A 19,123-nucleotide genomic window follows, 5' to 3' on the forward strand; every position below is an offset into this window, starting at 1 on the left:
CCGGCTCAGGCACCCTGACTCAGAAGCCGTGGAAGAGCATCTCCAGCGCGCCTAGGATCTGCTCCTGGTGCGGCGACAGGCTGTGGTGGCGCGGGGTGAGCTCGCGCACCGGCACGGCCGATAGCAGCTGCGTGGCCATCACATATTTGCGCCCGCCTATGTCGAAGACCGGATTGAGCTTGCGCACCGGAGTCGGCGTCTGCTCGGCCGGCAGCAAAGGCACGACGGCGCGCGTCGCCATCTGGTCGAGCAGGTCGGCCTGCACGTCCACGAGCAGGATTTCGCCGTCGACCAGCGAATAGAGATCGTAGCGGGCCATCAGAACTGCCGGTTCGTCGCCAGCGGGCGGCCGCTACGCTCGACATAGTCGTTCCACGCCTCGATCGACCGCCGGTTCTCGATCCGCCACAGCCGCGCCTTCTCCTCGCCGACCGCCCGGGCGATGCTTTCCTCGGCGACGCGCGAGATGTTGATGTCGAGGTTCTTTGCCTCGGCGACCAGCCGGGCGTCGAGCGACAGATTGGTGGATTTGCGCTGGATGGAACGGTCCCCGGGCCGCATGGCGCTCTCCGTTTCGATGCGCATACGATATGCGCATGATTTTCGGATTGCAACGCGCTGGGCGATACGTGATCCGGCTGGTCACGCGCCGTTCGCGAAGCCGGCGGCGGCGCCGGCAAAGGCACCGCGCAGCGTGTCGACGTCATTGGCGAGGACGACCAGGCGATACCCCTCGTCGCGCCGCGCCGCCGCCTCCCGCAGGCCCGGCGTGAAGATGCCGCAAGGCAGTTTTGCATCGTCGCAAGCCGCCTTGACGCGGGCGCAGGCGGACTCGACCGCGTCCGCGCTTCCGTTGCGCGCCGCATAGGAGATGCCCAGATCGCCGGTGCCGATCAGGATGTAGTCGAGGCCGGGAACCGCGGCGATCGCCTCGGCATCGTCGACGCCAGCGACAGTCTCGATCATGACGCCGACCGTGATCGCATCGGACCGGCTCATATAGTCGGCGAAGCCGGTCGAGAGTGGCCGCACGCCGCCGCCCGAGCGATGGCCGTGCGGCGGGAAGCGTGCGGCGGCGACTGCGCGGGCAGCCTCGGCTGCGGTCTCCACCATCGGCACCAGCACGCCCTCCGCACCCGCATCCAGCGCCTCGGCGATCGCAGCGGTCGAATTCTCGCGGACGCGGGCGACGGCCGGCACCGCCGACAGGCCGATGGCCATTTCAAGGGAAAGCCGGTCCCACAGCCCATGCTGCAGGTCGAGGACGACCGCATCGGCGCCGGCGCGCCCAGCCATCTCGGCGATGGGCGCATGGCCCAGCGCCAGCCAGATCACGCCGATCGTCTTGCCGGTGGCCAAATCCGCCTTGAACCGGCCCGACAGCAGTTTCGGCATCGGCATGGTCCTCCCGGTATGGTCGCCGCCGGCCATCAGGTCAGCCTGAGGCCGGCCTGGCGCATCAGCGGCAGCACGCGGTCGCGGAAGAAAGGCAGCTCGGCGCTGTAATTGACGAAACTGAGCGCCGCGCCGGCATAGCCCTGCTCGGCGACGCGGATCAGGTCGTCGACGATGCGCTCGGGCGTGCCGACCAGCGGATAGGTGCCGGCGCCGCCCGCGAAACGCTGCCTGTATTGCACGAACGCCTTTTCGTCATGCGAATGCGCAAAATCCTTCTTTTTGCGCATGTGCTCGTCGACGGCGCCGTGGTCGGCTTCCTCCAGCGCATAGCGGCGATAATAGTCTTCCGCCTCCTTCTGCGTCTCCCGGCACACCACGTGGCAGACCGTGTAGACGCCGACCTCCCGTCCCGCTTCCGCCGCACGGCCGCTAATGTCGAGCAGATGGCCGCGGCCCTCCTCGATCTCCGAGAAGGTGGAGAACAGGTAGTCGCAGTGGCGCGCGGCGAAGGCGCGGCCGGGCGCGCCGAAGGCGGCGTTCATCGTCACCGGACGCGGCGTCTGCAAGCTGGCCGGCCGGCTGACCACGCCCTTCAGGTCGTAGAATTCGCCGGCGAAGTCGAACGGCTCCTGCGCGGCATAGGCACGCTCGATGACGGTGATCCACTCTTCGGCCTGGTCGTAGGCGCGGTTGCCGACCGTCTGGCCGAACATGGCGAACTCGTCCGGGTTCCAGCCGCAGACGACGTTGAGGCCCGCCCGCCCGCCGGAGATGTGGTCGACCGTCGCCAGCGCCTTGGCCGCCTGCAAGGGGTGGACGAGCGGAACGTGCACGGTCATGAACAGGGCGATGTCTTGCGTCGCGGTGGCCAGGCCGGCCGCCCAGGTGAAGGTCTCGAACGACCATTCGCGCACCCGTGTCGCGCCGCCGAAGCCGCGCCAGCGGGCGATCGGCAGCAGGAACTCCAGCCCGGCGGCATCGGCGATGCGCGCCGCCTGGAGATTGTCCTCCCAGCGGGCCGCCCAGCGGTCGGACACCGTCGTCATGGCCAGTCCGCCATCGGCGTTCATGGAGAAGACGCCGAGCTTGAAGCGGTTCGGTCCCTTGAGCGGATGCGGCCTGATCAAGATGCCCGCTCCCGGTTGGCCGCCGCCTCTTCCGCCTCCAGGCTCTCGGTCAGCGCCACGAAACGCTCCTCGGCGGTTTCGATGAACCGGGTCATGTGGTCGAAGGCGGCGATGGAATCGCGCCGCGCGAAGGCATCGTGGAGCCTGCGCATGCCGGCGACCACGACGGCCTGCGTCGGCAGATGCGCCAGCGTGGCCAGCCGCACCGTCTGCACATGGTCGGCGAAGCGGGCGATGGCCGAGGCCAGGCGGTCGTTGCGCACCGCCTCCAGCCAGCAGCGGCGGAAGCGCACATTGGCCTGGTAAAGCAATTCGGCGTCGCCCTCGGCGGCAGCCTTCTCGGCATCGTCCAGCGCGGCGGCGAGGCGCACCATGCCGTCGGCGTCGATGTCGCGGGCGGCATGGGCGGCGGCGCGCGGCTCCAGGCAGCGGCGGACCTCGAAGATGTTGGCGACGTCGGTGGGCGTCAGGCGCGGCAGCATGAAGCCGCGCGTCGTCCCGACCAGATAGCCCTCGTGGGTGAGTTGCAGCAGCGCCTCGCGCACCGGCATGCGCGACACGCCGAGCCGCCCGGCGATGTCGACGTCGACCAGCTTTTCGTCGCGGCCGAGATCGCCGTGATGGATGCGGTCGCGGATCTCCTCGTAGATGCGCGCCCGCAGGCTGCCGTTTCCAGCGCGCTGCAATCGGGTCATCGCGACCATCGGCGCCTCCAAGTTGTGTATACTGTTTACGATCACAACCGGCGGGCTCTCGGTGAAACGAATCCTGCATTCATTTTCGAGATTGCCGATTTTCGTGCTTGTTCAGCTTTTATCCCGCGAAGGCCACGTCATTTCAAGCGGCCATCACGATAAATTTTAAGCTTGAACCGTATACTGTTATATGATTGTCTTTGACCTGCGCGGCGTCGATCGGCAGCGCACGCAATCCATGACGAGCAGCGCTCCGGCGCTATGGGAGGGCACCACCAGCATGGCTTCGAGCAGTCGGCGCGCATCGACCTATCCGGCCAATATCCGGCCCTTTCCGCCGCTCGAAGGTATCCGTCCGCAGATCCAGGATCTGCGCACCGAGAACATCGCCCAGCTCGCTGCCAAGGCACGGGCGCTCGGCGACGTCATTCCGCTCTGGTATGGCGAAGGCGACATGGTGACGCCGGCCTTCATCCGCGAGGCCGCGACCTCCGCGCTGGATGCCGGCAACACCTTCTACATTCCCAACATGCGCGGCATGGCCGGCCTCATCGAGGCGCTGTCGGCCTACCAGACCAGGATGCACGGCCGCCCGGTCGCTGTCGAGCGGACGACCGTGACGCCCGGCGGCATGCAGGCGCTGTTCCTGGCGATGGAGCTCCTGGTCGATACCGGCACCAACGTCGTCTATCTCGAGCCGCAATGGCCGAACATCCACAATGCAATCCACCAGGTCGGCGGCGAGCCGCGGCCGGTGCCGCTCCGGTTCGACGGCGACTGGCGACTCGACCTCGACGCGCTGTTCGCCCGCTGCGACGCGCGCACCCGCGCCATCGCCTTCTCCAGCCCGTGCAACCCGACCGGCTGGACGGCGAGCCGCGAAGAGCTTCAGGCGCTGCTCGACTTCAGCCGGCGCACCGGCATATGGATCATCTCCGACGAGGTCTATGCACGGCTCTATTTCCATGGCGGGATCGCGCCCTCGATGCTGCAGATCGTCGAGGACGGCGACCGGGTGCTGACGGTCAACAGTTTCTCCAAGGCATGGGCGATGACGGGTTGGCGCGTCGGCTGGCTCACCCATCCGAGCGAGGTCGCCGACCAGCTCGCGGCGATGACGCAATATGCCAACAGCGGCACTGCCGGCTTCGTGCAGGCCGGCGCCGAGGCGGCGCTGCGCCGGGGGGAACCGCTGGTGGCGGAAATCCGCGACAAGGCAAAACTGGGGCTGGACCTCGCCTACGAAGCGTTGGGAAAAATCCCGGGTGCCGTCCTGCCGGCCAAGCCGAAGGGCGGCATGTACGCCTTCTTCGCCTTCGAAGGCGAGACGGATTCGCGGGAAGCCTGCGCGCGCGTGCTGGAGAAGGCGCGCGTCGGGCTTTCGCCCGGCTATCTGTTCGGCGACGCCTCGCGCGCCTTCCTGCGCATGTGCGTGCTGCGCGACACCGGGGATATTCGCACAGCGCTCGACCGGATGGTCGAGGCGCTCGGATGACGACGGGCCCGCGTCCTGCCGGGCTCACCTCCGCGGCCCATGGGCGGCGGCAAAATTGGGGAACAAAGCAATGATACTCGATCGTCGTGGACTGTTCGGGGCGCTCGCCGCGCTGGCTTTCGGGCTGGGGCTGACCTCGGCCGCGCATGCCGAGACGCTGGTCGTCGGCGCCTATCCGGCCAACCCGCCATGGGAGAACAAGCTGGAGACCGGCGAATTCGAGGGTTTCGAGGTCGACCTGGTCAAGGAGATCGGCAAGCGCATCGGCGCCGAGATGGAGTTCCAGGATCTCGGCTTCCAGGCGCTGTTCGCGGCGACCTCGTCCGGCCGCATCGACATGGCGATCTCCTCGATCAGCATCACCAACGACCGGCTGCAGAACCAGTCGTTCACGCAAGGGTACTACGACAGCGACATCTCGCTGATCGCCAAGTCGGACACGGCGCTGAAGACGCTGGCCGACATGAAGGGCAAGACGATCGGCGCCATCTCCGCCTCGGTCGGCGAGGCCTGGATCAAGGAGAACACCGAGAAATACGGCATCGCCGAGTATCGCGGCTACAACACCCAGCAGGAGCTCTTGCTCGACGTGCAGTCCGGACGCCTCGAAGGGGCGATCGGCGACATCGCCGGCTTCCAGTTCGCCTTCACCAAGATGCAGGGCATGAAAGTGGTCGAGCCGATCCCGACCGGCGACAAGTTCGCCATCATGATGAAGAAGGGCTCGCCGCTGCTGGAGCGCGTGAACGCCGCCATCGACGAGATCAAGAAGGACGGCACCATGGCCGCCCTGCACAAGAAGTGGCTCGGCGCCGAGGCGGGCGCCGACGCCTCGATCAACAAGGTCCTGCCGATCCCGCAGGCGCAGTAGGCGACCGCCTCTCCTCGAACGAACCGACCGTTCGGCGCCCGGACATCGATCCGGGCGCCAATCTCTTGCCGGCAGCCCCAAGGCTGCCGATGATGCCCGCGTGGCGCGCCAGCAGCGGCCGTCGCTCGGCTTACTTCAGTTCCGGGGACATGCGCGATGGACCTGTTCGCCACCTTCTTCAACTGGGACGTGCTCGTCCGCTCCTTCCCGATGCTGATGCGTGGCCTCGTCAACACGCTGCTGCTCGGCTGCGCCGCCATCGTCTTCGGCGGCATAGGCGGGCTGCTGATGTGCCTGATGCGCCTCTACGCGCCAAAGCCGCTGCGCCTCGCCGCGGTCGGCTTCATCGACATATTCCGGGCCATGCCGATCCTGGTGGTGCTGATCCTGATCTACTACGCCCTGCCCTTCGTCGGCATCCGCCTCTCCGCCTTCACCTCGGCGACGCTGGCGCTGTCGCTGGTGCTCGCCGCCTTCACCGCCGAAGTGTGCCGGGCCGGCATCGAGAGCGTGCCGAAAGGCCAGTTCGAGGCGGCCTCGGCGCTCGGCCTGCCGTTCTGGACCGCCATGCGCAAGGTGATCCTGCCGCAGGCGCTGCGCACCGTGGTGCCGCCGCTCACCAGCAATTGCGTGTCGATCTACAAGGACACGGCGCTCGCTTCGGTGGTCGCCATGCCGGATCTGCTGAAGCAGGCGACCGACGCGCAGGCGCTGATGGCCAATCCGTCGCCGCTGATCGGCGCGGCGCTGATCTATCTCGCCTTCCTGTGGCCGCTGGTGCGGCTGGTGAGCTACCTCGAGGAGCGCGGCAAGCGCCAGCTCACGGCGCGCTGACCGGGTCGCCGGAGACGGCGGCGAGGCGTTTCCTGCGCTGAGGCTGCGCCTGCTGTGGCGCGCCGGTGTAGCCGACCACCAGAAGGGTGATGTCGTCCGACTGGCTGCCGCCGGCCTCGAATGCCTTGACCGCCGCCAGCACGCCTTGCGCCACCGCGTCGGGCTCCGCCGGGCCGTCCAGCTTTTCGAGGCTGTGCAGCAGCCCCGTCTCGCCGAACGCCTCACCCTCGGCATTGAAGGCCTCGGTGACGCCGTCGGTATAGAGCACCAGCATCTCGCCGGGGGCGAGCTGGATCGAACGGCTGGTGAACTCGACGGATTCCAGCACGGCGACGGCGACGTCGCTGTCGGCCGGAAGCGGCTCGACCGTTCCGTCGGCGGCGATCCGCACCGGCGCGGCATGGCCGGCATTGACGAAGTCGACATGGCCGCTTTTCGGATCGAACACGCCGAACACCAGCGTCACGAACATCATCTGGTCGTTGTCGACCGCCAGCAGGTCGTTAAGCTGGCGGATGCAGACGGCCGGGTCGTTCTCGAACAGCGCGATCGCCTTCAGCAGGGTGCGCGAGATCGCCATGAAGAAGGCGGCCGGCACGCCCTTGCCGGAGACGTCGGCGATGACGAAGACCAGACGACCGTCGCCGCGCTCGAAGAAGTCGTAGAAATCGCCGCCGACCTCGTTCGCCGACTGCATCAGCCCCTTCACCGCGAAGGTCGGGCGCGGCGGGAAATCCGCCGGCAGCACCGAGCGCTGCAGGTCGCGGGCGATGGCGAGCTCCTGCTGCAAGGTGGCGAGCTGCGTCTCGCGCACCAGCGCCTCGCGCAGCCGCGCCACCAGTTCCGACAGCCGGCGGTGCTGCTCGACGACGCGGCCCGACATCTGCTGCAGCACGGCGGCGATCGGGCCGAGCTGGTCGTCCTCGCGGATCAGCCGCGACATGGTGTCGGCCGCCTCGGTCGGTTCGGCGGCGCCCCTGGTTGCCGCAACGATACGGCCGAGGTCGCTCAGCACTTCGTCGCGGGCGCCGGGCTCGAGGGTCTCGGCCAGCGATTCCATCTGCCGGCGCACGAAACGCTCCTGGCGCCGCCGCTGCAGCTCGCGCTGCCGGCGGGAGTCGTTGAGGGCCACGAGATTGCGCCGCAGCTCGGTGATCGCCGCGGCGATCTGGCCGATCTCGTCGTTGCTGCGGCTGGTGAGCGCCACCGAGGTGTCGCCGCGGGCGAGCGCTGCCAGCGTCGCCACGGCGCGGCGCAGCGGATTGAAGCTGTGGCGCAGATAGAGATAGAGCCCGCCGACCGTGAGCACCGCGACGGCGGCCATGACGGCCAGCGTCAGCGTCGTCAGGCGGTCGAGCGCGCGTAGGCTCTCGGTCGCGTCCTGGGCGGCGACCAGCAGGCCGGCCGAGCCGGCCGACAGGTCCGCCAGCGGGATGGCGGTGACGGCATAGAGGCGGTCGTCGAGTGCCGCCTGCCGGACGGAGCCGACACGCTGGGGGAATGTCAGGGCGAGGTTTTGCCAGAGCTGCGGTTCCGTCCCCTCGACCAGCCGGCCGCGGGTGCTGAGAAGATAGCTCTCCGCTCCCATGGCGTCGGCGAAGCTGCGCAGCGGCCGCTCGACCGCCGCGCCGAGCGCCAGCACCGTCGTCTCGCCGTCCCAGTTCTGATAGGCCCGTGCCGCGACGATGCGGAAGTTCTCGGACGACACCTGGCGGATGCCGCTCGGCTCGGCGCCATCCAGGATGGCGCCGATGGTGCTGATGTCGAGCAGCCTGGGCGGTTCCGCCTGCACGGAACTCGCGAACACGATCTGGCCCTGCCGATCGAGGATCTGAAGGTCGGACAGCTCGCCCGAGGTCAGCCAGCCCTGGGTGCGGCCGAGCGCCATGCGCCGCAGCGCCGGGAGATCGCCCTTGTGCATCGCATCGGTGATGGCCGGATCGCCGACGAACTGCTGCCGCAGCTCGATCAGTCGGCGCGTTTCGGTGACGAGGATCTCGCGCCACAGCGCCTCCTGGCCGGCGATGGCGATGCGCGTGTACGGGCGGGCGGCGATGGTCTCGCGCTGCTGTCCGATGAACGCCAGCAGGCCGAAGGCGACGACGAAGGCCAGCGACACGAACAGGGCGATGCGGGTGCTGAGCAGCATCAGGCGCCACCGGCCGTGGCCGGCCGGTGGCGGCCGGCGAGATGGACGGCGATGACGGCCAGCGCCGCCGCGGCGGCGAGGTAGGCAAAAGGCAGCTCCGCATGGCGCAATGCGCCGATAGGGGCCAGGCCGCCGGCAACGCCCACGGCAATCGCGATCCAGGGACGGTTCGCAGCGTCGACGATTTGCTTGAACATCCCGCCTGCCGCGAGCCCCAGCAGTGCACAGGCGGCGAAGACGGAAACGCCGGGGTAGGGCACGGGCAGGTGGAGCACGGCAGCCGCGGCCAGCATCGCCGCCGCGCAGGCAAGCGGCGACAATGCCGGAGCGGCCAGGGCAGCGGCGGCGAGCAGCGCAATGGCGCCGCCGCCGCTCAGATAGTCGTCGAAACCGACGCCGATCGGCAGTTCGACCAGGATCATCGCTGCCGCCGGCAGGACGGCCATGCCCAGCAGGACGTCGCCGCGGCCGAAGCGCGATGCGGCACGGGCGGTCGCGCCGTTTTCCGATGCATCCATCCCGGCCGCGATGAATGGCGCGGCGACGACGGTCACGATGCCGAGCAGCAGGAAGCCCGAGCGTCGGCCGATCGCCTCGCCATAGAGGCCGGCGAGCAGCGGCGCGGCGAACAGCGCGGCGAAGATCAGCAGCGTCGCAAGCTCGCGCGGCCGGATGTCGAGCCGGTGGCGACAGAGAAGCGCGGCGGCGACGACGCCGGCCGAAAGGCCGGCGCCGCAGCGCAGCGCGATGAAGACGCCGTAGTCGCGGCACCAGTAGGTGGCGCCGACGCAGACGCCGAAGAGCAGCGCGAAGGCGAGAAGCGCGCCGCCATTGCGTCCGGCCCGGGTGGCGCCGGCCAGCGCGCCGAGGCAGGCGGCGGCGAGCTCGGCCAGGAGCGGCAGGACCGGCGCCCAGGCGGCGGCGATGCCTTCCGGCTCGCGGTCGATGGCGAAGTTGGCCACATAGGGGAAGGCGGCCGCAGAGAGGCCGAACAGCAGCGCCAGGCGCCAGGCCACGCTGCTGCCTTGCGTGCGCGCCGACGCGTCGTCGTCCGTCTCCGGGAAGGCGTAGCGGCGGTCGATCGGCTGCAGGATCACGTCGACGCGGCGGCCGAGGCTGCCGTCGAAGTCGATGGCGCGGATGGTGGCGGCGGCCTCGACCAGGTTGCGCCGGGCCGCCCGGACGCCCTCGACGCACTGGGCAAGCGCGCGGGCGGCATCAGCCAGCGGTCCGCGATAGATGCCGGACGGCTGCACCGCGAAGGTGCCGTCGGCGATGCCGCGCATGTCGGCCAGAAACCGGCGCTGCGCCGGCTCCTGGTGCAGCCGGGTGAAGAAGGCGACGAGCCCGCCGGCGACGGCTCCGGCCAACAGCGCGGTGGCGGCGAGCGCGATCCATACCCGCCGCATCGCACGGTCGATCAGCGGCGTCTCCGGAGCGACCACAAGCGTCGCCCGCGTGCCGCCGGCCGAAATGGGAAAGCGCGTGCCTTCCGTCCCCTGCATGGTCGAGGAGATCGTCCGGCCGTCGGCGTCGAGCAACGCCATGCCCTCCACCTGCGGCGAGTTTTCGGCGATGCGCCGCAGGTAGGGCTCGACGCCGGGCAGCTCCGCAAGCGGGATGCCGAGCGCCAGCGCATGCGCGAACTGCCCGGCGACGGCCTGGCCGACCGCCGCGGCGCCGGTGCGGGTCGCCTGCTCCAAGGTGGGAGCGCTGCGATGAAGGCCCGCCTGCAGGAACAGATATCCGCCGAGGCCGACCACGAGGGTCACGACCATGCCTATCAGCAGCACCGGCAACCAGGACGGCATCGGATCCGAGACATGCGGTTCGTGTGCTGCGGCGTCAGGCGGCATGGCGCTCTTCGCTTTCGTCGACCTTCAGCACGTCGGCTGTGGCGCGATCGAAATCGTCGGTCGCCTGGCGGACCGACGCCAGGACACGGTCGGCTTCCGTGGCGAGATCGGCGGGCAAGGCGCGGTTCGGCGGCTGCTGGGCGTCGCCGAGCCGTTCGGCCAGGCGGGCGAAGCCGCGCCCGCTGTAGCGGGCGAGCGCCATCGCCACGGCAAGCACGGCGAGCAGGGCGAGAGGCACCACCGCCGCCTGCCTGGCTAGGCCGGCCAGCACCGATTCGGCATGCTCGCCGCGCGCCTCGCCCGAGACCGTCACGGCCAGATAACCCACCGGCTCGCCGAAATCGTTGCGGATGACCTGGCCGACGACGATGCTGCCCGGCTCCTCGACGCGCCAGCGCTCGTTCGCGACCCGGAAGCGCACGGCGTTCTGCCAGACCGGCGGGATGGGCTCGCCGATGCTGCCGCGGTCGGTGTTGAACAGCGACACGCCGTCCGGCGAGAACACCTCGACGGCGAGCACCTGCGCGTCGGCCACCTTGGCCCGCTCGATCAGATCCTGCACAACGCGGATGTCGGCAAGCGGCAGGCCGAGGCCGACATTGGCCTCGACGGTGTCGCCGAGCTGCGTCAGCAGGAAGTCGACATTGGCCTCGGCCGTGCGCAGGCTGAGGCGGTCGAGGCTGCCGAAGACCAGTGCCGCGCATAGCGCCAGCCCGGCGCAGGTCGCGCCGAGAATGGCCAGGATGATCCGCGAACTTGGCGCCATGGCGGATTTTCTAGTGAATCGGAGCAGACCGTGACAACGGTATTCGACGGATTCATCCCTGTCATCCTGCAAAACCTACCGGTTAGCATAACACTCTGCTAATCTCGCCGTGCTTCAATGACATGTCTGCTTCAATGATCCTGCGATGTTTCGGCTAGCCATCCGCACCTTACCGGTTTTCGCCGTGATCATTGGCTTCGCCATGTTCCTGGCCGCCTACATGAATTTCAGCGGCGTGCGCTCAGCCTATCTCGACCTCATCCGCTCGCGCATGGCGATGGTCGCCGAAAGCATCGGCACCGACGTCTCCACCGCGCATGCGCTCGGCATCCGGCTGACCGAGCAGACGACGCTGCCCGGCCTGCTGGCGCGGCAGGCGGCGAGCGACCCGCTGACGCTCTCCATCGACGTGCTCTCGGAAGACGGCACCGTGGTCTTCAGCAGCGATGCCGGTCGGGTCGGTGTGCCTGACCGTGCCGGCGACGATCCGGCCGCATTCCGGGACGAGCGCCGGCTCGTCAATGATTTCGGCGCCCCTGTCGGCGCCGTGCTGGTGCGCCTCGACCGCGGCACGATCGACGGCACGATCGACGGGCTGCGCCGCGACATCCTCAACGGCGCGATCCCCGCCGGCATCGGCGCGGTGATCGCCGGCAGTCTCGCCTGCCTGCTGCTGCTCACCGGCCTGCACCGGCGCGCCCGGCGCTCGGCCACGGGGGCCGGCGACGACCCGATCGCGCATGCCGCAACCGAGATGGAGCGTCTCGGCCTGGACGCACGGCCATGAGCAGCCTCCGCGTCCGACTTTCGGCGGCGGTGCTTGCGGTGCTGGTCGCCGCGCTGGTGGTGCTGTCCTTCCAGACCGTGAACCGCGCCGAGGTGATCCTCGAGCCGGAGCTCAAGCGCAAGGCGCTCACGGTAGCCGGTTCGACCGCGTCGCTGATCGGTCGGGCGCTGGAGCTCGGCATCCCGCTCGATCGCCTGCAGGGCCTCGACGGCTATCTGCAGCGTATCCTGGAAGCCAACCCGGACCTCTCCTTCATCGCGGTCCGCGGCGCGGACGGCGCCGTGCTCTACGGGACGCAGGCCGTGCAGGGTAACGGCACGGCGGCCGTTGCCGAGGTGCCGACGGTCACCATGGCGATCGGCGGCGGCTCGCAGGTGCTCGCGGTCGGCCTCGACCCGGCCTATGCCCGGCAGGTGGTCTCGACGCTGTGGATCGATCTCGCCATCGTCATGTTCGTCACCGCCGTGATCGCCCTCGAGCTCGTCTATGTCGGCTTCGGGGCCGGGCTCTATGGCGCCATCGAAGGCATCGAGAGCCGGCTGAAGACGATCCGCAAGGGCGACCTGCGCCTGCATCCGGCCGTGGAGGCCGGCAGCGAGTTCGGCGGCTTCGCGCGCGCCCTCGACGAGCGGCTCGGCCGGCTGCACGAGACCTATGCGACGCTGCGCCGGCGCGTCAACGAACGCAGCGACCAGGTCGCGCAGCAGGCGCTCGACCTTCTGCGCGGCCGCTTCGGCCTCGGCGAGGGCGTGATCGCCGCGCCGGCGCAGGTGGTGGCGGTGCGCGCTCCGCTGTTCGTGTTCATGCTGGCCGAGGAACTGACCAGGCCGTTCCTGCCCGTCTATATCAAGACGCTGGCCACGCCAGTGCCGGGCCTGTCGCCGGAGCTGGTGGTCAGCCTGCCGATGATGGCCTTCCTCATCGTGGTGGCGCTGGCGCAGCCGCTGCTCGGCGCGCTCACCGAGCGTGTCGGCCGCCGCCACTGCCTGATGGCGGGGGCGGCGCTCGGGCTCGCCGGTTATTGCGCCTCGGCGGTGGTCGGCGACCTCATCGGCCTCACGCTCGCCCGCGTCGTCTCGGCGCTGGGCTTCGCGCTGGTGTTCGTCAGCGCCCAGGGCTTCGTCATCGACGCCACCGACGTGCGGCAGCGCTCGAGTGGCATGGCGATGTTCATCAGCGCCATCCTCGTCGCCGGCCTGTGCGGGCCGCCGATCGGCGGCATCCTGGCCGACCGCATCGGCATTCCCGGCACCTTCCTGGTGGCCGGCCTGTTCTGCGCCTGCAGCCTGCTGCTTGCCTTCCTGTGCATGCCGGCGTCCTCCGCCCGCAGGATACAGGGGCCGGCGATCCGCTGGCGCGATTTCGGCCGGATCGTCTCGTCGCTGCCGCTGGCCGCGCTGTTCTTCCTGTGCGCCATGCCGGCGAAGATCATCCTGGTCGCCTTCTGCTTCTTTCTGGTGCCGCTGCAGATGGAGGCGCTCGGCGCCACCCAGGCGACGACCGGGCGGATGCTGATGATCTATCCGATCGCCATGGTGCTGCTGGTCCCGTTCTTCGCCTCGCTTGCCGACCGCTGGAACATGCGGGCGCAGTTCGTCGCGGCCGGCGGGCTGATCGCCGGGCTCAGCGCCTTCGTCGTCCTGTTCGGCAGCGACGAGACGCTGCCGATCGCCGCCATGCTGCTTGGCCTCGGGCTCGGACAGGCGATCAGTATCGCGCCGCTCTCCGGCCTCGTCGGCGAGCTCGGCCGCGACCTGCCGCGGGATATCAGCGAGAGCACGATCTATGGCATATTCCGCCTGGTCGAGCGCACCGGCAATGCGCTTGGGCCCCTGGTCGCCGGCGTCCTGCTCGGCGCCTACGGGTTCTCGACCACGGTCATGATCATCGGCGCTGCGATGGCGGTTTGCGCGCTGACCTTCCTGGCGACCATCGGCCTGATGCGCACGACCAAACTCGAACTGCCGGCAGGGGGCTGAGATGATGCGACGGCGGACGTTCCTGGGAGCCACGGCGGCAGGTATCGCCGGCATGGTCGCGCCGGCATTCGCCGCGCAGGACAAGCCGTTCCGTATCTACCGCGTCACCTATCGCGGCCGCACCGAGGTCGAGGACGGTTTTGACGACTACCTCGCCAGCAACGGCATCGCGGTCGAGTTCATCGAGCGCGACGCCGACCGCGGCGCCGCCAGGCTTTCCGGTTTCGTCGAGGAGATCCGCGACCTCAAGCCGGACCTGGTCTACACTTGGGGCACGCCGGTGACGCTCGGCATCGCCGGGCGCTACGACGCCGAGGACAAGCAGAACTTCATCACCGACATCCCGATCGTCTTCGCGCTGGTCGCCGCGCCGCTCAATGCCAAGCTGGTGGCCGACCGCGCCGTCCCGGGGCGCAACCTGACCGGTGCGGTGCATGTGGTGCCGACGGATACCCAGCTCAGGGCGATGCATTCCTACCGGCCGATCGAGCGGCTGGGCGTGCTCTACTCCTCGACGGAGCAGAATTCGCTCTCCATCGTCGAGGAGCTGCAGGCGCTGCGCGAGCCGATGGGCTTTTCGCTGGTCGAGCGGCAGTTCCGGCTGGACGCCGACGGGCGGCCGTCGCCGGACGGGATCGAGGAGCTGGTCGGCGAGATCGCCGGGGACGGCGCCAATTGGCTGTATCTGCTGCCCGACACCTTCCTCGGCACGCAATACGACCGGGTGACGCCGGCGGCGATGGCGGCGCGCCTGCCGACCTTCGGCGCCGCCGAGCTGGCGATCCGCCAGGGCGGCGCGCTGGTGGCGCTGATCAGCCGCTATTATTCGGTCGGACAGCTCGCCGCCTCCAAGGCGGCAAAGATCCTGCGCAAGGAGGTTCCGGTCGAACAGATCCCGATCGAAACGCTGAAGCGCTTCTCACTGATCATCAACATGCCGGTGGCGAAGAAGCTCGATCTCTATCCGCCGATCGAGATGCTGAACTATGCGGAAGTGCTGACGGGCTAACAGCTTTCTGGACGGGGGCGTCCTCCATGGTCGAGGCAAAGGCCGCAATGGCCGCAGCAGAGGGGTATGCCGAGCTTCCGGCATCCGGCCTGGACGACGTCTACGCGCTGCATCTCGCGGCGACAGCCGCCGTCGGCCGGCCCGACCTGATCAAGCCGGAGTCGCGCGATTTCTTCAGGGGCATCCTGGAAGGCGGCGGCCGCATCACCGGCTTCTTCCAGGACGGTAGACTGGTCGGTTACGGCGTCCTGCAGACGGAGCTGCCGCCGTCGGAGGATGCTCGGCCGCTGATCGGTCTTTCCGCCGGCGACAGCCTCGCCAAGCTGGCCGGCGCCGGCGTGCTGCCCGAAGCCTGGGGCGCGGGCATCCACGACGCGCTGATCGACATTCGCGTCGAGCAGGCGCGCCGCGCCGGGATCGGCCATCTCTATGCCACCGCGGCACCCGGCAATGCGCGCAGCTGGGCCAACCTGGTCGACGCCGGATTTTCCGTGCGCCTGCTGTTCGAGAAGTATGGCGGCCACCTGCGCTATCTGCTCCATCGCGACCTGGGCAGGCCTGCGGCACCCGCCGGCGAGGGCGTATGGTGCGCGGCGGGCGACACGCAACGGCAGCGCGAACTGCTGGACGCCGGCTTGACTGGCCTGCGCTGGCGCCGCGGCGGCGACGGCGCTCGCGAGCTCTTCTACGGGAGGCCGGCATGACCGGCGTGGTCTCCCTCGCCAAGCGCCGGCAGGCGGGCACATCGCTCCCGGACAACGCGCCGGTGCTGCGCGTCGATCTCGCGGCCATCGGCGCCAACTATCTCGAGATGCGCCGCCGCTATCGCGGCCAGGTGCTGTCGGCCGTCGTCAAGTCGGATGCCTACGGCACCGGGCTGGAGCCGGTGGTGCGAACGCTCGCCGCGGTGGGCTGCCGGGCTTTCTGGACGAGCGACCTGGAGGAGGCCGTGCGCCTCCGGCCGATCGCGCCGGAAGCAACCGCCTACACGCTGATGGGGCTCGGCAACGACCATGTCCGCGACTTCGAGGCTTCGGGCGTGGTGCCGGCGCTCGCCAGCATGGAGGACGTCGAGCAGTGCGCGCGCCACGCCGTGCGCGCCGGGAAGAAGCTCGCCGTGGCGATCCAAATCGACACCGGCCTCGGCCGGCTCGGGCTCGGCGAGGACGAGCTCGCCTGGCTGGCTGGGCGGCCGGATATGCTGGAGGCTCTGGACATCCGCCTTTGGGTCACCCAGCTCGCCGCCTACAATTTTCCGGGCGATCCCGGCAATGCCGAGCAGCGCCGCCGGCTGCTTGCCTGGATCGCGCGCCTGCCGCGGGCGCCGGTAAGCCTCGCCGCCTCCTCCGGCGTCTACATGGGCGAGGACTGGCATTTCGACATGGCCCGCGTCGGCAGCGCGCTGTACGGCGTGCAGACATCGGCTGCCTGGCAGGACGGGCTCAAGCCCTGCTACGAGCTCAGCGCCCCGCTAATCCGGGTCGCCGACTATCCGGCCGGCGCACGGCTCGGCTATCGCGGCGTCACGCAACTGACGCGGCCTTCGCGCATCGCCACCGCGGTGATCGGCTACGCCAACGGCCTGCCGCAGCGTTTTGCCGAGTCCGGCACGGCGCGGCTGGGCGACTTTACGGTTCCGCTGGTCGGCGGCATCGCCATGAACCTCACCATGCTCGATCTCACCGACCTGCCGGCCGGCATGCCGCTCGCCGGCCAGCGAGCGGTCTTGCTCGATGCCGCCCAGCCGATCGAGACGGTGGCGGAGCAGCTGGGCTGCGCGCCCAACGTCTTGCTGACGCAGATCGGCGCCGGCACGCGCAAGGCTTACGTCGAGGAATAGCGTCGCCGCTCATCCGGGTGCCGCCCCGCGTCCCTCGAATCCGGATCAGCCGATGTCGAAGCGGGCGATCACCGGCACATGGTCGGACGGCTTTTCCCAGCCGCGAGCGTCGCGCAGGATGTCGTACCCGGAAAACACCGGCAGCAGGTTTTCGGACGACCAGATGTGGTCCAGCCGCCGCCCGCGGCCCGACGCCTCCCAGTCGCGCGCGCGGTAGCTCCACCAGGTGTAGAGCTTCCGCTCGTAAGGGACATCGTGGCGCATCAGGTCGACCCAGCTGCCGGCCTTACGCATGGCCTCGAAGCTCTCCGTCTCCACCGGCGTGTGACTGACGACGTTGAGGAGCTGCTTGTGCGACCAGACGTCGTGCTCGAGCGGCGCGATGTTGAGGTCGCCGACCAGAATGGAGGCGGAGTTGGCGTCGTGCTCGGCGCGCACCGCGTTCATCTCGGCGACGAAGTCGAGCTTGTGCCTGAACTTCCAGTTGATCTCGGGATCCGGCTCGTCGCCCCCGGCCGGCACGTAGAAATTGTGCAGCAGCACCGACTTGCCGCCGACCGGAACCCGCACGGAAATATGCCGGCAATCGTCCTTGTCGCAGAAGCGCCGCCGCTCGACCACCTCGATCGGCCGCCGCGCCGCGATGGCGACGCCGTGATAGCCCTTCTGGCCGCTGATCGCGAGGTGACGATAGCCGAGCTTGCGGAAGGCCGCGGAGGGGAACTGGTCGTCCACGCACTTGGTCTCCTGCAGGCAGAGCACATCGGGTGCGTTCTCCAGCAGAAAGCGCTCGACGATCGGCATGCGCAGGCGGACGGAATTGATGTTCCAGGTGGCGACGGAAAGAGGCATTGCGGTATCCGGTTGGAGGCGGCGCGGAAACTGGCAGCGGCGGCGGCGAATGGCAAGGCTTTGCTGGCGGCGGCGGTGATTTCACAGGAGCAACTTCCGGTGCGGGTTGCGGCGGCATGCCGCCGATGCCAACCTCCGGTCGCCAACGGAGGAAACGCGATGTCGATCGAAGACCAGGCCAACGCAGCCCTCGACATGGTCTATTCGGCCAAAACGCCGGAGGAGCTGTCGAAGGCCTATGCCGCCTGGGCGGCGAGCTATGACGGCGAGACCGCCGCGCTCGGCTACTGCCTGCCCTTCCTGATCACCAGTTGGGTGGCGCGTCATGTGCCGGCGGGCGAAGGGCCGCTGCTCGACGCCGGCTGCGGCACCGGCCTGTCCGGACCCTGCCTCAAGGCGCTGGGTTACGGCGATCTCGGCGGCCTCGACCTGTCGCAGGACATGCTCGCCATCGCCGGTTCGCGCGGCGCTTACGGCGATCTCAGGCAGGCGGCGCTGGGCGGGCCGCTGCCCTGGCCGGACGGTCACTTCCGCGCCTTCTTCTCGACCGGCGTCTTTACCATCGGCCATGCGCCGGCTTCCGGCCTGCACGAGCTGGTGCGGATCACGCGCAAGGGCGGCCACGCCATCTTCACCGTCCGCGACCAGGTGTTCGAGGCCGGCGGCTTCCGGAATGTCTTCGACGAGCTGGAGCGGCAGGGCCGCTGGCGGCCGGTCGAGCAGAGCCCGTGGTTCCGCGCCTATGCCATCGCCGACCCGGAGGCGCTGGTGAAGACCTTCGTGTTCGAAGTGGTGTGAGCCTCACGCTCAGGCGACCTACCCTTTTTGCATATACAAAAACATTGACGATCGTCTTTTTTGCATATACAGAAACTCGGGTAGCGGCTGATGAAATTTGAGTGGGACGAGGAGAAATATGAAACGAACAAGGCCAAGCACGGTATTGTTTTCGATCTCATCCACGACTTCGACATCCTCACCGCTCTGGTCGTGGAGGATGATCGTTTCGACTACGGCGAGACACGGCTGGTCGGCATCGGACTGATCCATACGCGGATCATGGTTGTCGTCTACACCGAGCGCGGGGATGTCGTCCGGGTCATTTCGTTGCGCAAGGCCAACCGGAAGGAAATCAGGTTCTATGTGGAAAACCTCTAGACAGGCAACCGCGGCGCAGAAGACGGAGGCCAGGCGCCGGGCGCGGGCCGCGCTCGAATCCATGACCGACGAAGAGAACGCGGCGATCACCGCCGCCGCGCTGGCCGATCCCGACGCGCAGCCGGTCGACGAGCTATTTGCCCGCAACAAGGGGGGACGACCGCGCAAGGACGTCGTCAAGAAGCAGATCGCCTTGCGGCTCGATCCGGAGGTGATCGAGCGGTTCAAGGCCGACGGGCCGGGCTGGCAATCGCGCATGAGCGAAATCTTGCGCAAGGCAGTCGGCCTCTAAGCAGGTTTGCCGGCT

20 protein-coding genes are annotated in these 19,123 nt (G+C 68.8%); 11 read left to right on the forward strand and 9 right to left on the reverse strand.

Annotation, left to right across the window (positions count from 1 at the left end):
• Positions 1–19: 19 nt before the first annotated feature.
• From AC5JDC_RS00090 to AC5JDC_RS00110, 5 genes are all read right to left on the reverse strand, one after another.
• The gene (locus AC5JDC_RS00090; protein ID WP_106773384.1) at positions 20–319 is read right to left on the reverse strand and encodes a CcdB family protein; all 300 of its coding nucleotides are present in this window, start codon (positions 317–319) and stop codon (positions 20–22) included.
• A complete protein-coding gene (locus AC5JDC_RS00095; protein WP_106773479.1) occupies positions 319–561 on the reverse strand; it encodes a type II toxin-antitoxin system CcdA family antitoxin in 243 nt (80 codons plus the stop codon). The genes AC5JDC_RS00090 and AC5JDC_RS00095 overlap by 1 nt, the downstream gene beginning before the upstream one ends.
• 81 nt (positions 562–642) lie before the next feature.
• The gene (locus AC5JDC_RS00100; protein WP_495838008.1) at positions 643–1,395 is read right to left on the reverse strand and encodes an HpcH/HpaI aldolase family protein; all 753 of its coding nucleotides are present in this window, start codon (positions 1,393–1,395) and stop codon (positions 643–645) included.
• Positions 1,396–1,430: 35 nt separating this feature from the next.
• Positions 1,431–2,525: an LLM class flavin-dependent oxidoreductase gene (locus AC5JDC_RS00105; protein ID WP_495838010.1), complete on the reverse strand. Its 1,095-nt coding sequence runs from the start codon at positions 2,523–2,525 to the stop codon at positions 1,431–1,433.
• Positions 2,522–3,229, reverse strand: coding sequence for a GntR family transcriptional regulator (locus AC5JDC_RS00110; RefSeq protein WP_495838012.1), 708 nt, complete (start codon positions 3,227–3,229; stop codon positions 2,522–2,524). Before AC5JDC_RS00110 ends, AC5JDC_RS00105 begins: the two co-directional genes overlap by 4 nt.
• A gap of 271 nt (positions 3,230–3,500) precedes the next feature.
• Here AC5JDC_RS00110 and AC5JDC_RS00115 point away from each other — a divergent pair, with 271 nt between their 5' ends.
• The 3 genes from AC5JDC_RS00115 to AC5JDC_RS00125 all read left to right on the forward strand — a co-directional run bounded on the left by AC5JDC_RS00115 (position 3,501) and on the right by AC5JDC_RS00125 (position 6,420).
• The gene (locus AC5JDC_RS00115) at positions 3,501–4,715 is read left to right on the forward strand and encodes a pyridoxal phosphate-dependent aminotransferase (RefSeq protein WP_495838014.1); all 1,215 of its coding nucleotides are present in this window, start codon (positions 3,501–3,503) and stop codon (positions 4,713–4,715) included.
• 70 nt (positions 4,716–4,785) lie between these two features.
• A complete protein-coding gene (locus AC5JDC_RS00120) occupies positions 4,786–5,586 on the forward strand; it encodes an ABC transporter substrate-binding protein (protein ID WP_495838016.1) in 801 nt (266 codons plus the stop codon).
• A gap of 156 nt (positions 5,587–5,742) precedes the next feature.
• Positions 5,743–6,420 carry an amino acid ABC transporter permease gene (locus tag AC5JDC_RS00125; RefSeq protein WP_106773381.1) on the forward strand — a complete coding sequence of 226 codons (678 nt, stop codon included), beginning with the start codon at positions 5,743–5,745 and terminating at the stop codon, positions 6,418–6,420.
• On the opposite strand, the gene AC5JDC_RS00130 is transcribed toward AC5JDC_RS00125, so the two are convergent.
• From AC5JDC_RS00130 to AC5JDC_RS00140, 3 genes are read right to left on the reverse strand one after another with little or no spacing between them, the layout of a single operon-like run.
• On the reverse strand, positions 6,407–8,569 hold the full coding sequence (locus tag AC5JDC_RS00130) for a SpoIIE family protein phosphatase (RefSeq protein ID WP_495838019.1): 2,163 nt from the start codon (positions 8,567–8,569) through the stop codon (positions 6,407–6,409). The two genes, AC5JDC_RS00125 and AC5JDC_RS00130, sit on opposite strands and share 14 nt — an antisense overlap.
• Positions 8,569–10,425 carry a hypothetical protein gene (locus AC5JDC_RS00135; RefSeq protein ID WP_495838021.1) on the reverse strand — a complete coding sequence of 619 codons (1,857 nt, stop codon included), beginning with the start codon at positions 10,423–10,425 and terminating at the stop codon, positions 8,569–8,571. The genes AC5JDC_RS00130 and AC5JDC_RS00135 overlap by 1 nt, the downstream gene beginning before the upstream one ends.
• Positions 10,415–11,191, reverse strand: a complete 777-nt coding sequence (locus AC5JDC_RS00140) for a hypothetical protein (RefSeq protein WP_495838023.1) — start codon at positions 11,189–11,191, stop codon at positions 10,415–10,417. The genes AC5JDC_RS00135 and AC5JDC_RS00140 overlap by 11 nt, the downstream gene beginning before the upstream one ends.
• Positions 11,192–11,336: 145 nt before the next feature.
• Here AC5JDC_RS00140 and AC5JDC_RS00145 point away from each other — a divergent pair, with 145 nt between their 5' ends.
• Genes AC5JDC_RS00145 through AC5JDC_RS00165 form a run of 5 tightly spaced genes read left to right on the forward strand, consistent with a single transcriptional unit; the run spans position 11,337 to position 16,806 of the window.
• Positions 11,337–11,978 (forward strand): hypothetical protein, encoded by a 642-nt coding sequence (locus AC5JDC_RS00145; RefSeq protein ID WP_495838025.1) that lies wholly within the window; start codon positions 11,337–11,339, stop codon positions 11,976–11,978.
• Positions 11,975–13,957 carry an MFS transporter gene (locus AC5JDC_RS00150; RefSeq protein ID WP_495838027.1) on the forward strand — a complete coding sequence of 661 codons (1,983 nt, stop codon included), beginning with the start codon at positions 11,975–11,977 and terminating at the stop codon, positions 13,955–13,957. Before AC5JDC_RS00145 ends, AC5JDC_RS00150 begins: the two co-directional genes overlap by 4 nt.
• A 4-nt stretch (positions 13,958–13,961) precedes the next feature.
• Positions 13,962–14,966 carry an ABC transporter substrate-binding protein gene (locus tag AC5JDC_RS00155; RefSeq protein ID WP_495838029.1) on the forward strand — a complete coding sequence of 335 codons (1,005 nt, stop codon included), beginning with the start codon at positions 13,962–13,964 and terminating at the stop codon, positions 14,964–14,966.
• Between the two features lie 47 nt (positions 14,967–15,013).
• Entirely contained in the window at positions 15,014–15,670 is a 657-nt protein-coding gene (locus AC5JDC_RS00160) for a GNAT family N-acetyltransferase (protein ID WP_495838031.1), read from the forward strand.
• Positions 15,667–16,806: an alanine racemase gene (locus AC5JDC_RS00165; protein ID WP_495838033.1), complete on the forward strand. Its 1,140-nt coding sequence runs from the start codon at positions 15,667–15,669 to the stop codon at positions 16,804–16,806. Before AC5JDC_RS00160 ends, AC5JDC_RS00165 begins: the two co-directional genes overlap by 4 nt.
• A 45-nt stretch (positions 16,807–16,851) precedes the next feature.
• On the opposite strand, the gene xth is transcribed toward AC5JDC_RS00165, so the two are convergent.
• Positions 16,852–17,658 (reverse strand): exodeoxyribonuclease III, encoded by an 807-nt coding sequence (gene xth, locus AC5JDC_RS00170; RefSeq protein WP_495838034.1) that lies wholly within the window; start codon positions 17,656–17,658, stop codon positions 16,852–16,854.
• 159 nt (positions 17,659–17,817) lie between these two features.
• On the opposite strand from xth, the gene AC5JDC_RS00175 reads away from it, so the two are divergent.
• The 3 genes from AC5JDC_RS00175 (at position 17,818) to AC5JDC_RS00185 (ending at position 19,108) form a co-directional block, all read left to right on the forward strand.
• Positions 17,818–18,456: a class I SAM-dependent DNA methyltransferase gene (locus AC5JDC_RS00175; RefSeq protein WP_495838036.1), complete on the forward strand. Its 639-nt coding sequence runs from the start codon at positions 17,818–17,820 to the stop codon at positions 18,454–18,456.
• A gap of 90 nt (positions 18,457–18,546) precedes the next feature.
• Positions 18,547–18,816, forward strand: a complete 270-nt coding sequence (locus tag AC5JDC_RS00180) for a BrnT family toxin (protein WP_106773371.1) — start codon at positions 18,547–18,549, stop codon at positions 18,814–18,816.
• Complete coding sequence (locus AC5JDC_RS00185) at positions 18,800–19,108, forward strand: BrnA antitoxin family protein (protein ID WP_106773370.1); 309 nt, start codon at positions 18,800–18,802, stop codon at positions 19,106–19,108. The genes AC5JDC_RS00180 and AC5JDC_RS00185 overlap by 17 nt, the downstream gene beginning before the upstream one ends.
• The last annotated feature ends 15 nt before the right edge of the window (positions 19,109–19,123 follow it).

It is taken from the genome of Kumtagia sp. (assembly GCF_059502445.1).